Origin of the sequence: Acinetobacter halobius (assembly GCF_044130335.1) — a bacterium.
Lineage (GTDB): Bacteria > Pseudomonadota > Gammaproteobacteria > Pseudomonadales > Moraxellaceae > Acinetobacter.
Genome location: NZ_JBIQOD010000003.1, coordinates 197,741 through 216,850 on the forward strand (window position 1 = coordinate 197,741; position 19,110 = coordinate 216,850).

General features: G+C 40.0%; 18 protein-coding genes. 12 read left to right on the forward strand and 6 right to left on the reverse strand.

What is annotated here, in order from left to right:
* The first annotated feature begins 1 nt into the window (after window position 1).
* The 11 genes from cyoB to alr all read left to right on the forward strand — a co-directional run bounded on the left by cyoB (window position 2) and on the right by alr (window position 10,871).
* Window positions 2–1,990 (forward strand): cytochrome o ubiquinol oxidase subunit I, encoded by a 1,989-nt coding sequence (gene cyoB / locus ACE01U_RS04740; protein WP_086207731.1) that lies wholly within the window; start codon window positions 2–4, stop codon window positions 1,988–1,990.
* 4 nt (window positions 1,991–1,994) lie between these two features.
* The gene (gene cyoC / locus ACE01U_RS04745; RefSeq protein WP_086207732.1) at window positions 1,995–2,615 is read left to right on the forward strand and encodes a cytochrome o ubiquinol oxidase subunit III; all 621 of its coding nucleotides are present in this window, start codon (window positions 1,995–1,997) and stop codon (window positions 2,613–2,615) included.
* The gene (locus ACE01U_RS04750; RefSeq protein WP_171264398.1) at window positions 2,612–2,941 is read left to right on the forward strand and encodes a cytochrome o ubiquinol oxidase subunit IV; all 330 of its coding nucleotides are present in this window, start codon (window positions 2,612–2,614) and stop codon (window positions 2,939–2,941) included. Before cyoC ends, ACE01U_RS04750 begins: the two co-directional genes overlap by 4 nt.
* Before the next feature lie 10 nt (window positions 2,942–2,951).
* On the forward strand, window positions 2,952–3,830 hold the full coding sequence (gene cyoE / locus ACE01U_RS04755) for a heme o synthase (protein ID WP_086207734.1): 879 nt from the start codon (window positions 2,952–2,954) through the stop codon (window positions 3,828–3,830).
* 112 nt (window positions 3,831–3,942) lie between these two features.
* Window positions 3,943–6,051, forward strand: a complete 2,109-nt coding sequence (locus ACE01U_RS04760; RefSeq protein WP_395578826.1) for a PA5441 family protein — start codon at window positions 3,943–3,945, stop codon at window positions 6,049–6,051.
* 5 nt (window positions 6,052–6,056) lie between these two features.
* Window positions 6,057–6,818, forward strand: coding sequence for a DUF3142 domain-containing protein (locus ACE01U_RS04765; RefSeq protein WP_395578827.1), 762 nt, complete (start codon window positions 6,057–6,059; stop codon window positions 6,816–6,818).
* Between the two features lie 141 nt (window positions 6,819–6,959).
* Window positions 6,960–7,346, forward strand: a complete 387-nt coding sequence (gene rpsF, locus ACE01U_RS04770; RefSeq protein ID WP_004696436.1) for a 30S ribosomal protein S6 — start codon at window positions 6,960–6,962, stop codon at window positions 7,344–7,346.
* Window positions 7,347–7,357: 11 nt separating this feature from the next.
* On the forward strand, window positions 7,358–7,585 hold the full coding sequence (gene rpsR / locus ACE01U_RS04775) for a 30S ribosomal protein S18 (RefSeq protein WP_004278792.1): 228 nt from the start codon (window positions 7,358–7,360) through the stop codon (window positions 7,583–7,585).
* A 9-nt stretch (window positions 7,586–7,594) separates the two neighbouring features.
* Entirely contained in the window at window positions 7,595–8,041 is a 447-nt protein-coding gene (rplI, locus tag ACE01U_RS04780; protein ID WP_086207736.1) for a 50S ribosomal protein L9, read from the forward strand.
* A 263-nt stretch (window positions 8,042–8,304) separates the two neighbouring features.
* Window positions 8,305–9,750, forward strand: coding sequence for a replicative DNA helicase (gene dnaB, locus ACE01U_RS04785; protein ID WP_086207737.1), 1,446 nt, complete (start codon window positions 8,305–8,307; stop codon window positions 9,748–9,750).
* Between the two features lie 47 nt (window positions 9,751–9,797).
* Window positions 9,798–10,871, forward strand: coding sequence for an alanine racemase (gene alr / locus ACE01U_RS04790; protein WP_395578828.1), 1,074 nt, complete (start codon window positions 9,798–9,800; stop codon window positions 10,869–10,871).
* A gap of 498 nt (window positions 10,872–11,369) precedes the next feature.
* On the opposite strand, the gene ACE01U_RS04795 is transcribed toward alr, so the two are convergent.
* From ACE01U_RS04795 to ACE01U_RS04810, 4 genes are read right to left on the reverse strand one after another with little or no spacing between them, the layout of a single operon-like run.
* On the reverse strand, window positions 11,370–12,104 hold the full coding sequence (locus ACE01U_RS04795) for a proteasome-type protease (RefSeq protein WP_086207739.1): 735 nt from the start codon (window positions 12,102–12,104) through the stop codon (window positions 11,370–11,372).
* A gap of 23 nt (window positions 12,105–12,127) precedes the next feature.
* Window positions 12,128–12,907 (reverse strand): transglutaminase family protein, encoded by a 780-nt coding sequence (locus ACE01U_RS04800; protein ID WP_119062906.1) that lies wholly within the window; start codon window positions 12,905–12,907, stop codon window positions 12,128–12,130.
* Complete coding sequence (locus ACE01U_RS04805; RefSeq protein WP_086207741.1) at window positions 12,904–13,506, reverse strand: alpha-E domain-containing protein; 603 nt, start codon at window positions 13,504–13,506, stop codon at window positions 12,904–12,906. The genes ACE01U_RS04800 and ACE01U_RS04805 overlap by 4 nt, the downstream gene beginning before the upstream one ends.
* Window positions 13,507–13,530: 24 nt before the next feature.
* The gene (locus tag ACE01U_RS04810; protein WP_395578829.1) at window positions 13,531–15,081 is read right to left on the reverse strand and encodes a circularly permuted type 2 ATP-grasp protein; all 1,551 of its coding nucleotides are present in this window, start codon (window positions 15,079–15,081) and stop codon (window positions 13,531–13,533) included.
* A gap of 239 nt (window positions 15,082–15,320) precedes the next feature.
* Here ACE01U_RS04810 and ACE01U_RS04815 point away from each other — a divergent pair, with 239 nt between their 5' ends.
* Window positions 15,321–16,322: a helix-turn-helix transcriptional regulator gene (locus ACE01U_RS04815; RefSeq protein WP_086207743.1), complete on the forward strand. Its 1,002-nt coding sequence runs from the start codon at window positions 15,321–15,323 to the stop codon at window positions 16,320–16,322.
* Window positions 16,323–16,709: 387 nt separating this feature from the next.
* Here ACE01U_RS04815 and mhpT read toward each other — a convergent pair whose 3' ends face one another.
* A complete protein-coding gene (mhpT, locus tag ACE01U_RS04820) occupies window positions 16,710–17,912 on the reverse strand; it encodes a 3-(3-hydroxy-phenyl)propionate transporter MhpT (protein ID WP_395578830.1) in 1,203 nt (400 codons plus the stop codon).
* Between the two features lie 280 nt (window positions 17,913–18,192).
* Window positions 18,193–18,948 (reverse strand): tetratricopeptide repeat protein, encoded by a 756-nt coding sequence (locus ACE01U_RS04825; protein WP_395578831.1) that lies wholly within the window; start codon window positions 18,946–18,948, stop codon window positions 18,193–18,195.
* Window positions 18,949–19,110 lie beyond the last annotated feature (162 nt).

A 19,110-nucleotide genomic window follows, 5' to 3' on the forward strand; every position in this document is an offset into this window, starting at 1 on the left:
CATGAGCTTCTTAGGTAAGTTAGGTCCGGACGCTATTCCATATGATCCAATTGTACTGGTAACAGTTGCAATGATGATCTTAGGTGGCATCGCAGTTGTTGCTGGTGTTACCTACTTTAAAAAATGGAGCTACTTGTGGAACGAATGGTTCACATCGGTAGACCATAAAAAAATTGGTATTATGTATCTAATTGTATCAATCATCATGCTTGTGCGTGGTTTTGCTGATGCATTTATGATGCGTTTACAACTTTTCCTCGCTCGTGGTGGCGGTGAAGGTTATTTACACCCAGAACACTACGATCAGATCTTCACCGCTCACGGTGTGATCATGATCTTCTTCGTAGCAATGGGTCTTGTTGTAGGCTTAATGAACATCTCTGTACCTCTTCAAATTGGTGCACGTGACGTTGCCTTCCCATTATTGAACTCACTCAGCTTCTGGTTATTTGCTGGTGCTGTTGGTTTGATGATGGCATCTCTTGCAATTGGTGAATTCGCTGCTACAGGTTGGATGGCATACCCTCCTCTTTCAGGTATCGAATACTCTCCAGGTGTGGGTGTGGATTACTATATCTGGGCACTTCAGATTTCCGGTTTAGGTACGCTCTTAACAGGTGTTAACTTCTTCGTTACCATCATTAAAATGCGTGCGCCTGGTATGTCGCTTATGGACATGCCGATCTTTACTTGGACATCTTTGTGTACAGCAGTATTGATCATTGCGTCATTCCCAGTGTTAACAGCAACCATTGCAATGTTAACGCTTGACCGTTACTTCGGTTTCCACTTCTTTACAAACGACATGGGTGGTAGCCCAATGTTGTACGTAAACTTGATTTGGACATGGGGTCACCCAGAAGTTTACATCTTAGTATTACCAGCATTTGGTATTTACTCAGAAGTTGTAGCGACGTTCTCTCGTAAAACGTTGTTCGGCTACAAATCAATGGTGTATGCAACTATCGCGATCACAGTACTTGCGTTCGTGGTATGGGTTCACCACTTCTTTACTATGGGTGCTGGTGCCAACGTGAACGCGTTCTTTGGTATCATGACCATGGTGATTGCGATTCCCACTGGTGTGAAGATCTTCTCTTGGTTATTCACCATGTATAAGGGTCGTATCAGCTTCACAACACCAATGCTATGGACACTTGGCTTCCTTGTGACTTTCGGTATCGGTGGTTTAACAGGTGTATTAATGGCAGTTCCACCAGCGGACTTCTTGGTACATAACTCGTTATTCCTTATCGCTCACTTCCATAACGTAATTATTGGTGGTGTAGTATTCGCAATGTTCGCAGGTATCATTTTCTACTGGCCAAAAATGTTTGGTTGGAAGCTCAATGAAGCTTGGGGTAAAGCTGCGTTCTGGTTCTGGTTCTTTGGTTTCTATTTTGCGTTCATGCCGCTTTATATCCTTGGTTTCATGGGTATGACTCGTCGTTTGAACACTTATGACAACCCAGAATGGGACCCGTACATCGCCATTGCATTCTTCGGTTCAATTTTAGTCGCGCTTGGTATTGCATGTTTCATTATGCAAATTGTTGTTGGTTTCCTACAACGCAACGACCATCTCGACCTTACAGGCGATCCATGGGATTCTCGTACGCTTGAATGGGCGACTTCGTCTCCTGCTCCGTTCTATAACTTTGCTCATGTTCCAAAGATCAATGGTATTGATACCTTCTGGAATGACAAAGAAAACGGTGTGGCTTATGCGAAACCAACGTCGTACGAAGACATCCACATGCCAACGAATCGTGCTGCCGGCTTTGTTATTGCAATGTTCATTACTGTGATGGGCTTTGGCTTAATCTGGCATATCTGGTGGTTGGTTGCTGTGACTTTCATCGCTGCTATTATCAGCTTCATCACTTCTTCATTCACGAAGAAGGTGGACTACTATGTTCCTGCTGCTGAAGTTGAGCGTATTGAGAATGAACGTTACGCGATTCTTGAAAAACACTTGAAGAAGGACTAAGACAATGGCTGACGTACTTCATCACGAAAACCACGGACACGATGAGCATCATCACCACGATGATACGGATATCACCGTCTTTGGTTTTTGGACTTATTTGATGAGTGACTTGATCTTATTCGGTACACTCTTCATTGCATTCGCTGTATTAAGTAGCCATGTACCTATGGGTACACCAAGTGCAAAAGAACTATTTGGTGAGTCTTTAGGTTTCGTTTTAACTGAAACTTTTGCTCTCTTGATCTCTTCTGTGACTTTTGGTTTTGCGGTTCTTGCTGCATACAAAAAGAACGTCAACCAAGTGTTAGCTTGGTTAGCGATCACTTGGTTATTCGGTGCTTCATTCATCGGTATGGAACTATATGAGTTTCATCACTTAGTTCATGCTGGCCATGGTCCAAGCGTGAGTGCGTTCTTATCGTCGTTCTTTACTTTAGTAGGTACGCACGGTATTCACGTAACTTCTGGCTTAGTCTGGATGATCGTGTTAATGATTCAAATCAAGAAAAATGGTTTGACTCTTCCAAACACGCGCCGCCTTGCTTGCCTAAGCTTGTTCTGGCACTTCCTTGACATCGTTTGGATCTGTGTATTCAGCGTAGTTTACTTGATGGGAGTTCTATAATGAGTCACGATCATAACTCTGCTGGTGCTTCACACGGTAACACGAAGCAATATACGATTGGTTTCATCCTTTCAGTTATCCTCACCGTAATTCCATTCGGTATGGTTATGACTGGCGGTTTTGGCCGTGGTATTTTGATGACTGTTATTGCAATTACAGCGGCTGCTCAGGTTCTTGTTCAATTAGTTTACTTCTTGCACATGAACTCATCTTCAGAGCAACGTTGGAACGTGATTGCATTTATCTATACAGTACTTTGTATTGCCGTACTTCTGGTTGGCTCTGTATGGATTATGAACTACTTACACTACAACATGATGATCTAAACTGGTTGTCATGCTGAAAAAGTATTTATTCCTGACTAAACCAGGAATTCTCTTTGGTAACTTCGTTACCACTCTGGGCGGCTTCTTTTTAGCCGCTCAGGGGTCTGTAGATTTCCTTCTTCTTATCATCACACTACTTGGTACAACATTAGTTGTTGCTTCTGGCTGTGTCGTCAATAACGTCATTGATCAAGATATTGATCAAAAGATGGAACGGACGATGAACCGTGCATTAGTTAAAAAAACCATCAGTCCTTCCGTTGCTCTAGCATTTTCTGCTGCGCTCGGAATATTGGGCTTTGCCCTACTCTGGTTCTTTGTAAATGCCTATGCCTTTGGCTTTGCTGTACTTGGTTTCGTGGTTTATGTGATTTTTTATAGTCTATGGAGCAAACGTACATCTATTCACCAAACCGTGATTGGAAGTATTTCTGGTGCTAGTCCACCAGTGATCGGTTATACAGCTGTAACCAATGAATTTGATGTTGCCGCATTACTAATTTTCTTAGCATATGCACTTTGGCAAATGCCTCATTCATGGGGAATTGCGGTATACCGCTTTAATGACTATAAAAATGCAGGCATTCCAATTTTACCTGTCGCACGTTCAATTTTTCGTACAAAAGTTGAAAGCTTGATTTATGTCTTGCTGTTTGCTGCGGTGTTAAATGGTTTGTATTGTTTTGGCTATACCAATGTGTTTTTCCTCATCACTTTTAATGCACTTTGTGCTTATTGGGTGTATTTATCACTGATTGGTTTTAAAGCCGAAGATGATCAATTATGGGCAAAACGCTATTTCTTATATTCAGTGATTTTAATTACCGCATTAAGTTTTAGTTTTAGTTTTAGCTACGTTTCACCTGCTCCACATTTGCCACTGTTTTAAAAAAGATAGAGTTCTCTCTATCTTTTTTTATTTCAACTTATTTAATATTTAAGTCTAATCTTTAAATTGTTACTATAGCAGGCACAACAATAACTCATGCACTGCAATCAAAATGCCATCACAATTCCTAAAAAAATCTATTTTTATTGGTTTGTTTCCTATCAGTCTTGCTTATAGCACGCACAGTTTTTCTGGTTTTGATGTTTCTTGCTACCCATCGACCAACATCCAAACCAATGCCTATACAGCCTGTGACAATTTACCAGCACTCACGCCTGCTAATGACAACCAAACCAATATGCTTCTACTCCTGAGCGACATGGGGTTGGCCAAATTGAATTTTAATCAACCAAATAGCCCGCTTTGGGAAACCGAATATAGCAACGTACCATTTGCGGCTAAAACACTGTTTGAAAGTGTAACCAATAAACGCCCCAATGCTCGCTTAAAACCAAGTAATGAAAAGACACCCTACCAAGAACATTGCTCTAGTTTAGACAATGGTTCGGATCAATTTACACAGCAGGTAAAAGCCGACAAAAATCTCAGCAAAGCGGAAAAAGATTTACTGATTCAAGAAAGACAAAATATCTCGGCCTGCGACCGTGATCTAGCCCTCATTCAAGTTAATCCGAACTGGTCAATTCAAGCACGTCAATATGCGTCTTATCTAAATGCAACCATTGCCTTTTACAATAGTAACTTTTCCATAGCAACTAAAATTTACTCAGTATTAACTACGGTTGATCATCCTTGGATCCAAGAAACCTCTCAATATATGTTGATTCGTAGCAGCCTCAATGAAAGCTACCAATCTGGAGTTGGTAAATATGGTGACTTAAAAATAGATAAAGTAGATCAGACTTTACTCAAAAACACCTATGAGCATATCGCTACATATTTCAAGCGTTTTCCCAATGGAAAATATGCAGCCAGCGCACGTGGTTTGCTGCGTCGTTGTTATTGGCTAAGTGGCAATACCGAACTCTTAACCAACGAACTCGCATGGCAAATCAATCATCCAGAGTCGAAATACTATAATTTAGAACTCGATAATCTAGTTTTCGAAATGGATCGCCATGTTTTTCAAAGCCGCTCATTCAATGCAAAAAATTTAAAAGATCCCTTCTTTCTAGCCATTTCAGATTTAATGCAAATGCGTCAGGCAACATCGGCAGAAGCTAAAATCTTGAGCTGGTCTGAACTCAACAACCAAAAAACACGATTTAAGAGTCAGCCAGAACTGTTCCAATACCTACAAGCCAATCACTTATTCTTTGTACAGAACAAGCCAGCCGAAGCTTTAAAATATTTGCCAGAACATTCCTCAAATTCAACCAATAGTTACCTGCAACTCAGTCAAATACTGTTAAAAGGTCGTATTTTAGAAAAACTCGGACAAACTCAAAATGCCCAGCAATATTGGGAAAATTGGTTAGACCGAGCTAAAACAATCGAACAGCGTGGTTTATTTGAGCTGATGTTGTATCCACATTATGCCCAACAGCAAAATGCCAGCGCTTTTATCAGCGCAGATGCTAAAATCAAACAAGCTTCATTGCAAAAAAGCTTTATTGAAAATGAAGCCAATGAAAAAAGCTTAATGCACATCATTCAGACTAAAACATCAAGTACTGACCAAAAAAATTTAGCCTTGTATAAAGCTTTGCAAAAATCATTAATTCATCAAAACTATAAGCTGTTTAATCAAGGCTTTGTACTGCTACCACAAGACGCAGCAAAGTATAAATATAATTCGGAAACATATACGAACTATAAAAATCAGCCACCCTTCAGTGATTTCATTTGGACAGGAACAAAAATCACTGCGCATATTCAATGCCCTGACTTATTCAACCTGACTCAAAAACTGGAAAATTCACCTCAAGATTTAAAACTCCAACTGTGTCTGGGTGAATATGCACGCTCGCCTCAAGGCTACAACATCACTTATGTCACCGCTTTAGAAAAAGAAACCGCTCGCTTCCAAGGTTCAATTTTTACCCGTGGGCAAGTGTATAAAAACATTATCAAATCCAGTTCTATACCCGATTTAAAAGCTTATGCACTTTATCGCTCAATCATGTGTTATTCACCAAGCGGAATGAATGACTGTCAGGATGCAGAAGTTGCTAAATCCACCCGTAAACAATGGTTCGATCAAATGAAACAAGACTATCCAAATACCTCTTGGGCACAATCTTTAAAGTATTACTGGTAAGATTCATGATAAAGCAGTTTTTTTCATTTGGCCTAATGTTGATCTGTATGTTGGGCATCATGGCTTGTCAGCCAAGTCAGTCAGCTTCAACATTAACATCTAGTCAAGTAAATGCCGAAGACTATGATTCATTTTGGGTTTGGGGCAACATTTCATCAGCCCCTTATCTCAAAACAGCCAAAGAAATTTATATATTACAGGGTGAAGTTCGTCTACATCCGCAAACTCATCATTCACACCTCATTCCACAAGGGGTGCAGGTTTTAAATATTCCTCAACAAAAGGTGTGGCTGGTTTTTCGTAATTATCATTTAAATTGGCAAGGCCATGAGCTTACACAAATTTTAAAACGCGTTCAGCAATGGGAAAATGCAGGGAATCATATTCAAGGCATACAAATTGATTTCGATGCCAAAACCAAACACATTCAACAATATGCCCTATTTTTAAGTCAATTAAGAAAACAATTGCCTCAGCACTATCAACTCAGTATCACAGGTTTAATGGACTGGACCAATGTCACAAATCAGGAGACGTTAAAGCTCCTCAATAACACCATCAATGAGTTGGTTATTCAAACTTATCAAGGCTCAACGACCATACCCAATTATGCAGCTTATCTAAAGAAAGTTTCAGCACTGAAACTTCCTTATAAAATTGGCATCGTTCAACACGGTGAGTGGCGAAGCCCGCCAAAGCTTGCGAATGATACAAACTTTAAAGGTTATGTGGTCTTCCTTTTACGCTCAAAACCTCAAAATAATTAGGGCTTTTTAAGAGAAGTCCTTGAATTTGGCGAGCAAAGTCTCTAAAATTCCCCCTTCGCATCTAATGCGACACAACCTTGGTTGTGACTCCTTGCTTCTAACAATTATGTTAGGGGCTGTATAATCCGTAAGGAGCTGACAATGCGTCACTACGAAATCGTACTTCTGGTACACCCAGATCAAAGCGATCAAGTTGTGGGTATGGTAGAACGTTACCTAACTCACATCAAAGAAGCTGAAGGTCAAATCCACCGTCTTGAAGACTGGGGCCGTCGTCAATTGGCTTACCCAATCAACAAGATCCACAAAGCTCACTACATTCTTATGAATGTTGAGTGTGGTCAAACTACTCTTGATGAGTTGGAAGAATTGTTCCGTTACAACGATGCAATTATTCGTAGCTTAATCATCCGTCGTGAAAACGCTATCACTGAAGAGTCACTATTGGCTAAGAGTGCTGAAGAAAAACGTGCGCGTAAAGCTCAACGTGAAGAAGCACAACAAGCTCAAGACTCTGCTGAAGCATAAGGAGAACATCAATGGCACGTTTTTACCGTCGTCGCAAGTTCTGCCGCTTTACAGCTGAGAACGTTACGTACATCGACTACAAAGATATCGACACTTTAAAACAGTACATCACTGAAAACGGCAAGATTGTTCCTAGCCGTATTACAGGTACTAAAGCTCGTTACCAACGTCAATTAGCGCTTGCTATTAAACAAGCTCGCTACTTGTCTTTGATCCCTTACACTGACAATCATAAGTGAGGTTGAGCTGTGGATATTATCTTATTACAACGCATTAAAAACCTTGGTAAATTAGGCGATAAAGTTTCAGTTAAAGCTGGTTACGGCCGTAACTACCTTATCCCTCAAGGTCAAGCAGTTGCAGCTACTGAAGCTAACACTGCTGCTTTTGAAGCTCGTCGTGCTGAACTTGAGAAACAAGAAGCTGAAATTTTAGCTGCTGCTCAAGCACGTGCTGACCAATTGAACGAAGTTAACATCGTGATCACTGCTAAAGCTGGTGACGAAGGTAAACTATTCGGTTCTATCGGTACTCGTGACATCGCTGACGCGTTAACAAATGCTGGTCTTACAGTTGACCGTGCAGAAGTTCGTTTACCGAACGGTGCACTTCGTCACACTGGCGAATTCAACATCGCAATCCAATTGCACCATGATGTTGTTGCTGAAGTTCTCGTTACTATCGTATCTGAGTAATTTCTTGCAAAAAAAAGAGCATGCCTTGGCATGCTCTTTTTTTATCTCTATCAAAAAGCCATTTTTTACACAGTCCTATTTAGGCTTCCAAAATCCATTTTTAACATGATGGTTTTTATCCATAACACAGTTTTTCAATTCAACACACAGCACGCACATTTTTTGGTAAAGTGCATATTGCTGATCAACTGAAATTTTAAAAAAAATTTCAGTGAAATTGACTTTTGTTTCAACATTTACTGCATTAAAAATCAGGGCGTTATATGTCACAGGCGACTGCCACTGCTCAAAAGAGCTCATCGAAACAAGACAATAAACCGAATGAGTCAGGGCAACTGAAAGAATTCCGCACGCCTCCGCACAATTTAGCATTAGAACAAGCTGTTCTTGCCGCGCTAATGACGGTTGCTGAGTCCTTTGAACAAGTCGGCGATGTACTTACTGAAAATGACTTCTATGCAACACGCCACAAGTATATTTTCCGTGCCATTGCACAACTTTCTAAAGACAGCTCCCCCTATGACGCTGTTTTAGTGCATGATTGGCTCACCACACAAAACCTACTCGATGCTGTAGGCGGTGAAGAATATCTAATGCAACTGATGGCAGACTCCCCTTCCAGTTTCTATAACATGGAAACTTATGCCACCAAGATTAAAGAGTTTTCAACTTTACGCAGCATGATTAAAGTCAGCTCTGAGATTCTACAAAATGCCTATGACACCAAAGGTCGTAGTGTCAGTGAAATTTTAGATTTGGCAGAAACCAATATTTTCTCATTGGCTGAACAACACAATAACAATGCGAAGGCACAAGGCCCGAAAGCTATCAACACCGTTGTAGCAGATGTTTTTGATAAGTTAAATGAACTGTCTCAGATGGAAGGTAGCATCACTGGTTTAACCACAGGTTTTGTTGAACTAGACAATAAAACATCAGGTATGCAAGCAGGAGACTTGATCATTGTCGCAGCACGTCCCTCAATGGGTAAAACCACCTTTGCAATGAATTTAGTGGAAAGTGTGCTATTTAATAATGACTTACCTGCTCTGGTTTATTCCATGGAAATGCCAGCAGATTCGATTGCTATGCGTTTGATTTCTTCTTATGGGAAAGTGCATCAAGGGCATTTGCGTGCGGGCAAACTTGATGGGGATGAATGGTCTAAAGTTACGGGCACTATTTTGCAACTGCAAGAAAAAAAGCTCTATATTGATGACTCCTCTGCACTTCCCCCAACAGAAGTTCGTGCGCGTGCACGTCGTATTGCGAAACAGCACGATGGTAAATTGGGCTGTATCATGGTCGACTATTTACAGTTGATGAAAGTGCCTGGCATGGGTGATAACCGCGTAGGCGAGATTTCGGAAATTTCACGAAGCTTAAAAGCCCTAGCCAAAGAAATGATGTGCCCTGTGATCGCACTATCTCAGCTTAACCGTTCTCTTGAGAACCGTCCCAACAAGCGCCCCGTAATGTCGGATTTACGTGAATCTGGTGCGATCGAGCAGGATGCCGACTTAATCATGTTCATTTACCGTGACGAAGTCTATAACAAAGAGTCCAAAGAAGCAGGCACAGCGGAAATCATTATTGGTAAACAGCGTAACGGACCTATTGGTACCGTACGACTTGCCTTTGAAGGCCAATATACCCGCTTTAGTAATCTATCCCCTGAGTTTTATGCTCAGTACGATGATGAAGAATAGTTAATGCTTCATCATCGCCTTTCCATGACCCTGTAGGAGTAATGAGGGTGCGTCAAGCAACAGTTTATATTGACAGTACAGCACTGCAATATAATTTAAACCGTGTCAAACAACTTGCCCCAAACGCGAAAATCGTCAGCATGGTCAAAGCCAATGCTTATGGACACGGAGTCAAAGACTGTTTAGCAGCCTTAAGTGAAACAGACGCCTTTGGTGTCGCCTGTTTAGAAGAAGCACTGGAAATTCGTGCACTCGGTTTTGAGCAACCGATTACCCTGATTGAAGGGGTTTTCACGGCCGATGAAATGTCGAGTGTCATCGAACAAAAGCTTGAATGCGTAATTCACCATTCACAACAAGTCGATTGGTTACTCGCGAATAAAACTGCATATATCGAAAACAAGCTTAAAGTGTGGGTCAAACTCAACAGCGGTATGAACCGTTTAGGTTTTAAAGTTGCTGAAATTGTAGATGTAATCAACACACTGAAAGCCGAAGGCTTTACATGTGTACTGGCTATGCACTTTGCGAATGCTGATAGCGAGCAGCACCCACTGAATGACCAACAGCGAGAACAATTCCTACAGGTTAAAAATGCCTGTGCTCCGATCCTCGCATCTTGTTGTAATTCGGCTGCTATTTTTAAATGGCCAGAACTTAATTTTGATTTTGTCCGTCCGGGCATCATGCTTTATGGCGCATCGCCTTTTGCCGATAAAAATGCACATGACTTGGACTTAAAACCTGTTATGACTTTCACAGCAGAAATCATTGCGTTGAATACCATTCAAGCAGGTGAAGCAGTTGGTTATGGTTCACATTTTGTCGCAAACAACAAAACTGAGCTGGCTATTGTGTCTATTGGTTATGGTGATGGCTACCCACGTGCATTTCCAAAGCAAAACTATGTTGCTATTAAAGGACAAACTGTCCCAGTGGTTGGACGTGTGGCAATGGACATGATTGCAATTGACGTGACTGGACTCAATGCTCAATTAGGCGCAAAAGTTGAACTTTGGGGCAATACCCGTTTAGTCGATGAAGTAGCTGAAGCCAATGGAACCATTGGTTATGAGTTACTTTGCCGTTTAAGTAACCGCCCTACCCGCAAGCAAATCTAACAAAAAAGCCCAAGTTTTAACTTGGGCTTTTTTCAGTGCGAACCATCATCAGCCTGAGCATCATCAAGATCTTGCAACAACTAAACAATTTACTGTTGGTGCATGGTCTGTGGGGCAAATTAAGTAGAACTCATCTCATACATTTTATGATGTACACGCTTCAGGTGTTACAGATACTTCATGCCTCAAGTCTGAAAATATCTTGCCCGTATGGTTTTCATCTCAAAGACCTTGATATCTTTATGTCTGGGGTGCTTTTAATAATTTTGACATTAATCATCATAAAACAACGTCATCACCTACTAAGTATTAAAAAATAATGCTGATCTACACCGTAAAGAACAACCGAAATATCCAACAACGCATTAAAATTGCGCGCTTGCTTTAAAATATCTCAAACATCTTAAAACAGTTGTACATGACTTGAAGTTGAAATACTTGCATAGAAAATTTGCCGCATAAACTTCTACAAGTTTCTATTTTTAATACCGAGGACTATTATTCTAAATAGTCATCTGTAGGTTTTGCCAGTTCTTGCAACCCTTTTCTTAAAGTGTCTGACCATTGCTTACTGATACTTGAAAAGTACGGATCCTCTTCGTAAATCCTTTTACCTACAGGAACATGCAGACTATCTTTTTTATATACCAATGCGTCTAAGGGTAAGCCAACAGAGACGTTAGAGCGTAAGGTCGAATCAAACGAAATGAGACTACATCGTACGGCCTCATCTAAAGGCATGTCATAGCGTAGCGCGCGGTCTAAAATTGGTTTGCCATACTTACTTTCACCAATTTGAAAATAAGGGGTATCTTTCGTTGCACAAATAAAGTTACCTTGTGGGTAAATATTATAAAGTTGCATTTCTGCACCTTTAATTTGCCCGCCGACCAATAAACTACAGTAATAATTACTTTGTTCCTGCGTATCTGAAGTCACATCTGCCAAAACCTTTTTTAAGGTATGCCCAACCAGCTCTGCGGCCTCAAACATAGTGTTGACACTATATAAATTGGGCTCTTGGCTTAACTCCAAATGATTTTTTAGATGTCCTATCACAGCTTGGGTTGTGGCTAAGTTTCCAGAGGTCTGAATGGCAATAAATCGTTCACCCTCAATCCCAAAGGTATACAGCTTTCTAAACACTGATATATGGTCTACGCCCGCATTGGTACGTGTATCACTAATAAAAACCAAACCATCTTGAAGACGAAGAGCACAACAATAGGTCATAGAACATCCTTTTCAGCTAAACCTTAACAACTTAAAACTTGTACAATGGAATGCATAGATTCCACTCCACCTTTTTCACGTACACCGCGAACGGGTGCAACATCCCAGTAATCACGTCCTATAGCTACATAAATATGCGACTGCGGTCTAAATAATTGATTACTGGTGTCAAAACAATACCATACATCATCAATATACACCTCTGCCCATGCGTGACTGGCGAGGTGCGAAGTTTCAGGTACATGTAAATAACCCGAAACATAACGTACTGGCAAGCCTAAATGCTTACACATCGCAATAAAAACATGACTATGGTCCTGACATACGCCTTGCTGACCATTAAATGCATCAATTGCAGATGTATGTACCGACGTTTCTGCAGCTACATAAGGAATATGCCCCAAAATTGCATTGGATAGTTGCATTAAATTTTCACGATTAACTGTCGGCACATACTGATGTGCAAAAGCCTTCATTTCAGCATTACATTGAGTATTCGGCGTAGGCTGTAAAAATAAATTTGGGTTAAGATGATCTTGAATACCATGCTCGGCCTGCGTGTTAATCTCAACAATACCTTGTGCCATAATGGTCAATTGTTGATAAGCTTCACGCTGTGAACTCGTGATCCAAATATTTTGAAAGGCATCTCGTTTCTCTTCACGTACTCCTGGCACACTCACGTGCCAGTGGCAAACTTCCTGATGCGAATTATCCGATGGTGTCATTTTAATATATTGGATGCTATTGCATGCAACTTCACTATATTGATAATGCGTCTGATGGTTGATCATAAGTCTCATACATCTACCTCAAACAGTTGTTGGATATAATCACTAAAATGATAAAAACTCATTGCATCTGGCTGTGCTTTAAGTTGTGTCCACGCTTGAGCGAGAGCAATCCACCCCATTCCTTTTAACACATCAACAATATTATCAATCTCAACCAATGTACGATGCTTCTCTTGCTTCAGACGAATTTGCCTATCAAGCTGTTCAATCATTTGTCCTAAACTAAAAAATAAAAATACATCACTTGCTTCTGCTTCGAGCACATCCTGACATTCACCAACAACATCACAAATATAAGCTGCATTTTCTGTAGCATTTTTTATAAATTGATTTAGTTCCGCATAGGCTTTTGCCGATAAAATACCACGCAAGTCTTGCACATTGGATTTAGCATTTTGAAATTGTTGATTAAATGATGCAGGATTGCTTTGGTCTAAAATCAGTTCATTCAACGAACAAGCATCAAAAGCAGGTAGGCAAAACGCATGTGCATAGTCCATTGCAGGTTGATCTTGTGTAAACGGAAACTGTGAACACAAATATTGAGTACGAGTTAAATAGCGTCCTAACCAAAAAATATTTTCTGCATTGGTGCTTAATAAAATCATTCTTATACCCTCATATTTAGTTATTTATGAATGTAAATTTTCTACAACCCAAGTATCTTTAATTCCTCCTCCTTGGGATGAGTTGACCACCAGTGAACCTTCTTTCATCGCAACACGGGTTAGTCCACCAGGGACGATTTCGGTACGATATGGGGAACTAAGTACAAAAGGTCTTAGATCAATATGGCGCTCTGAAACACCCAATTCAGTCATCGTTGGGCTAACAGAAAGCTCTAATGTAGGCTGAGCAATATATAAATGTGGCGTAGCCATCAGCTTGTCTCTGAACTGCTCAATTTGGCTTTTGCAAGCTTGCGGTCCAATCAGCATACCATAGCCACCTGAGCCTTGTGCCTCTTTAACCACTAATTGCTCAAGGTTATCCAGTACATAAGCCAGATCTTGCTTGTTACGGCATTGATATGTTGGAACATTTTTTAAAATAGGTTTTTCACCTAAATAGAATTGGATCATTTTATCGACATAAGGATAAATTGCCTTATCATCTGCGACTCCTGTGCCAGGCGCATTTGCAATCACCACGTTATGGCTGAGATAAGCCGACATTAATCCAGCTACACCTAAAGTACTGTCTGGCATAAAACATAAAGGATCAAGATAAGCATCATCCAAACGGCGGTAAATGACATCAACACGCTGACGTCCACGAATCGTTTTCACATAGACTTTATCATGCTCAACAAAAAGATCACGTGATGTCACTAAAGGCACATCCATTTCACGGGCTAAAAAGGCATGTTCATAATAAGCACTGTTAAAACGTCCCGGTGTTAACACCACAATAAAGGGCTGATCGACATAGGCATTTTCAGCCAAAATTTCTTTGAGTAATTGTGGATATTGTTCTATGCCTAAAATATTGCTTTTTTGCATTAAATCAGGCATTAATTTTTCACTAATTTTGCGACTCTCTAGCATATAAGAGACGCCTGACGGCGTTCTTAAATTATCTTCAAGTACATAAAACTCACCCTGACCATCACGTATAATATCTATACCACTGATTTGACTGTAAATTTTACCTTTTAAGCTATGTTCATACATATGTGGCTGATACGCTTCATGTGTTAGCACTTGAAGTTCTGGAATAATCTTAGCTTTGAGAATCTCTTGTTGATGATAAATATCATGTAAAAATAAATTTAAAGCCCTTACACGCTGTGCGGAACCCGAGGAAATTTTATTCCATTGCTGTTTCGCAATTACTCGCGGAATCAAATCGTAAGGAATAGTGCGTTCAATGCCCTCAGATTCTCCATAAACAGTAAAAGTAATACCTTCATATAAAAAATGTTGCTTTGCGACTTGGTTTAATCCTTCAAGTTCTTTTAAGTTGTACTGTGACAACCATTGCTCAATCCGTACACAGGCATCGCCTGACATCGCGTTATCATCCGTCATTTCGTTAAAGAAATTTGACGTCATTTGATGGAATAATCCAACAGATTGGCTCAATAAGCGATCTTGAGAGTCGATCGGGTTCAATACAGGTTGGTCTAGGTTGTAGCCTTCCAACATCGTATTCACATTTGTATCTTTATCTTCTTTAAACATACAAACCTCTCAATTATTATCGGTATGTAATACTTATGAAGCAATAACTATGCCATAGGTATGGTGATTGCTTTCTTTCATTAATTGATAAAAAGCCAAACACTTCAATTCTATTTCGCATTAAGTTGTGTCAAAAAATATAACTGAAAAAATTAAAGCAAAGCTTGCTTAAACGAGTGAGTTTTTTTATTGTGTTCTCATTCAAGTAAGTAATTTCGCCTTCTATATTTTATTCCATTATGTCTGCACAAGAAAAAGAAACGTCCAATAGCCTCTACCGTCAGTGGCAAATTTTATCCCGCCTTTCTACTGGAAAATGGATGGGGACACGCGAGTTGCAAGAGATTTTGCAACGCGAAGGCATCGACATTACTTTACGTACCATTCAACGTGATTTAAATCAAATTTCGCAACGTTTTCCTATTGAAAATAATGGTACGGTTCCTCAAGGTTGGCGCTGGCGCTCCGATGCACCTATTCAGAGTTTACCGCACATGACCAGTTCGCAGGCGGTCACTTTTATGATGGTTGAGGAACACTTAAAACATCTGCTGCCACCAAGTTTGATTGAAGAAATGAATCCTTGGTTTGACTTGGCTCGCCGAAGTCTATCCACACAAAACAATGTGCGTCAATGGATTAACCGTGTACGCATCGTGCCTGCAACTCAACCTTTGATTCCTCCGATTGTTGAAAAATCAGCACAACAAGCAATCTACGAAGGACTACTACAAGACAAACAACTTGAATGTGTATATCAAGGCTTAAATCAAGCTATTGAAGCAAAAACCTATACATTAAACCCACTGGCATTGGTCCAAAAAGGTGCAATTATTTATCTGATTTGTACCCGCCACGATAAAACGGATATCCAAACTTTCGCGCTGCACCGTTTCAAGTCAGCCACAGTTTTGAACTCTCGCGCCTTACATCCTGTTAATTTCGATATTGATGAATATATCGAATCAGGTGCTTTGGGTTTCCGTGTTGACTTCTCTAAACCCACAGAGAATGTTGCACTCACTCTGACCATGACTGAAATTGATGCGTTGTATTTGGAAGAAACCAAACTCAGCACCAATCAAGTATTAGAACCGCTTGGAAATGGACATATTTTGGTTCATGCTACAGTACCTTTCACCTCGCAACTGGTGTGGTGGTTACGTAGCTTTGGCAATAAAATTAGCCATATTGAACCCAAAGAAGTGCGTGATGCTGTGAATCAAACAGTTACAGATTAAAATAAAAAAAGCCCCAATCTCAGGGGCTTTACAGTTTTTTTGGTATTAGATATTTGAATTGCTTGTGGTTGTCATTTTCATTGCTCATCTTGATTTGATACCTCCCCTAAACCAAGACGAGTGCGCTGTTTTTGGTGATTCATACAAACTAGCATTGGCATGCAAGTTTTCCACTGTTAAAACGGATACATTTCATCGTCATGTTATTGACCTCATATTAAGAACGTAAAATCAATTTAAGATACAGCGACGATTTTGTGAAATAACATAATTGGCAATTTTTATCTATTTTTCTATTAAACAACTCTTAAGCTTAGTTTATCTGTCAAAACAAAAAGCAGACAATCTCGTCTGCTTCTTAAATACCCCTTTACACCAAAAAGTTACTTATGCTTTCGTTTTATAACGAGACAAGACTGTCACAGCTGCCGCTGAAATCATTACTGCTGGTAGGCTTGCGACTAAAATTCCTGTAGCTCCAAGGCCAAGTGCTAAAATTTTTCCCGTTAACAATGGTCCAGTCATTGCACCCAGACGACCTAGAGAAATAGCACTTCCCACCCCTGTAACCTTGCCCGTACCAGAGTAAAAGATAGGTGAAATACCATATAAAATCGACTGTCCACCCGTTGAAAATATTCCACCCATTACACCAGCAAAAACCAATAGCGGAATTGATGTGGTTGTGAACAACAAAACAAGTGCTACAGCAAGCCCGATATAAATAATGCTAGCCATTTGCCAAAGTTTCAAACGATCTAACAAATAGCCCAAACCCAAAGTACCGACTACAGCCCCGACTTGAAAAATCAGCATAATACTGAAGGCTTGTTGCTTCGTTAAACCTTGTTCCATCAATAAATTCGGTAACCAACTAATTAAAATATAGTTGATCATAAGGGTAAAAAAGAAACCTAACCATAAAGGCACTGTTCGTTGATATTGCTGTGCTTTAAACAGAACATCTGCCATTTTTGGAACAGCTTGATTAAATTCAGTTTCGATCTGTACAGTTCTAGGCTTATCTTTCAAAATCATCGCCATAAACGGCAACAAAAGTAGTGGAGTCAATCCACCGACTAAGAACAAAGTTTGCCACTGAATGTCTTTAAAATAAATCGCTAAGCCTGCAACAAAAATTGCTCCTACAGGCAAACCACAGTACATCAAGCTATTGAGCTTACCGCGGTTGGCTTCCGTAGCTTCATCTCCAACCACCGAAATCATGGTTGGCATAGCTGCCCCTAAACCGAGTCCAGTCAGGAAACGAGCAAGATATAGAACTTCAAGATTCGGTGCGATGGCTGTGATTGCGAAAAATACCCCAAAAATACCAATAGACAACATCAAAACTTTCTTTTGTCCCAAGTAGTCTGCAATGCGTCCACCAAAAAAAGCTCCAAACAACATACCAAACACACCAAGGCTAAACACATAACCCATTTGCACTTGATCTAAAGCAAAGCTTTGCGCAATTCCCTTTGCCGCAATTCCTGGGGCTTGCAGGTCAAAACCTTCAAAGAAAGCGACCCAAAAGCATAAAAAAACCACCAGAAATTTTTGTAATTTTTCACGTTGTGTTAACGCCATGATTGATCTCCATCCATAGTAAACATCCTTATGGCAAAACACGCATAAGCACGTGACTAAATTGTCAGCTCAAACATAATCAATAAACACCACGACAATGGTCGGGATTCACTCTCTACAATGTATAAATAGCTTCATTATTTAGACCTAAATCATAATAAACCTATAGTTTAAAGCTATTTCACATAAAAATAGTTTATTAAATACATATATTTAGATTTATAAAAGCTATTAACGATACAACCATAGCAAATAGCAATCGTTGCAAAAAATTTACTTTTTATTTCTTCCAAAATTGCCACCTGCTACGTTTCGGTCGCTTTTCTTCAATACACACCAATCCCTTGAGTGCTTCATTATTGATGCTGTCATACATTTTTAAATACTCAGGATTCAGCGGCTCTCCGACATATTCAGGCGTATACGCTGTACAAAGTTTTCGTAATGAACGCTCATACCATTTTTCTGCAATGTCTAAATCTGCATTAAAATAGAGCCCTTTTTCATATATATATCCAATCTTGCATTCTACATACGGGTCTTTCTGATCCGCCGCTTTATGAATCCAATACGCCGTTTCCTCTAAATTTTTTTCGGTATAGAAACCATTTAAATACCAATAACCCACTTGATACTGTAAGGAATCAATTTTTCGGATCTGATCATTAATCTGATCAATTGAGTAATCCCTTGCGTTTTTAAGAAAATATTGTGCCTGCTGCAATGAGTTGTCTTCTGTAAAGGACGCGATTAATTGCATTGCTTCTACCCGCATCTCATCTGTCCCACTAATCCGGGCATCCAGTACCACATTTAAATGTTTTCGAGCCAATTTGAAGTCTTGATCAACACCTCGTCCCTCTAAATACATACAACCCAAACTTAAATCTGCCACTATGACCTGACCTGCTACTTGTTGATATAGTTCAATTGCCATATCTAAATCCAGCGGTACACCTAAACCATACTCATACTTATCTGCTAAATTATTGATCGCGACTAGATTCCCCAAATCGGCAGATTTTGGTTTTAGCAAGCTCCCAAACTTTCATAATGGCTCAATCAAATTGATAAAACTCACCACTTTGATTGAGCCAGATAACCACATCACCCGCGCGAATCTCTTCTCCGCTTTTATACTGTAATGACATAATTCACCTTATTTTTTATTGTATATTCCCCCTGCGCAGTTTTTACC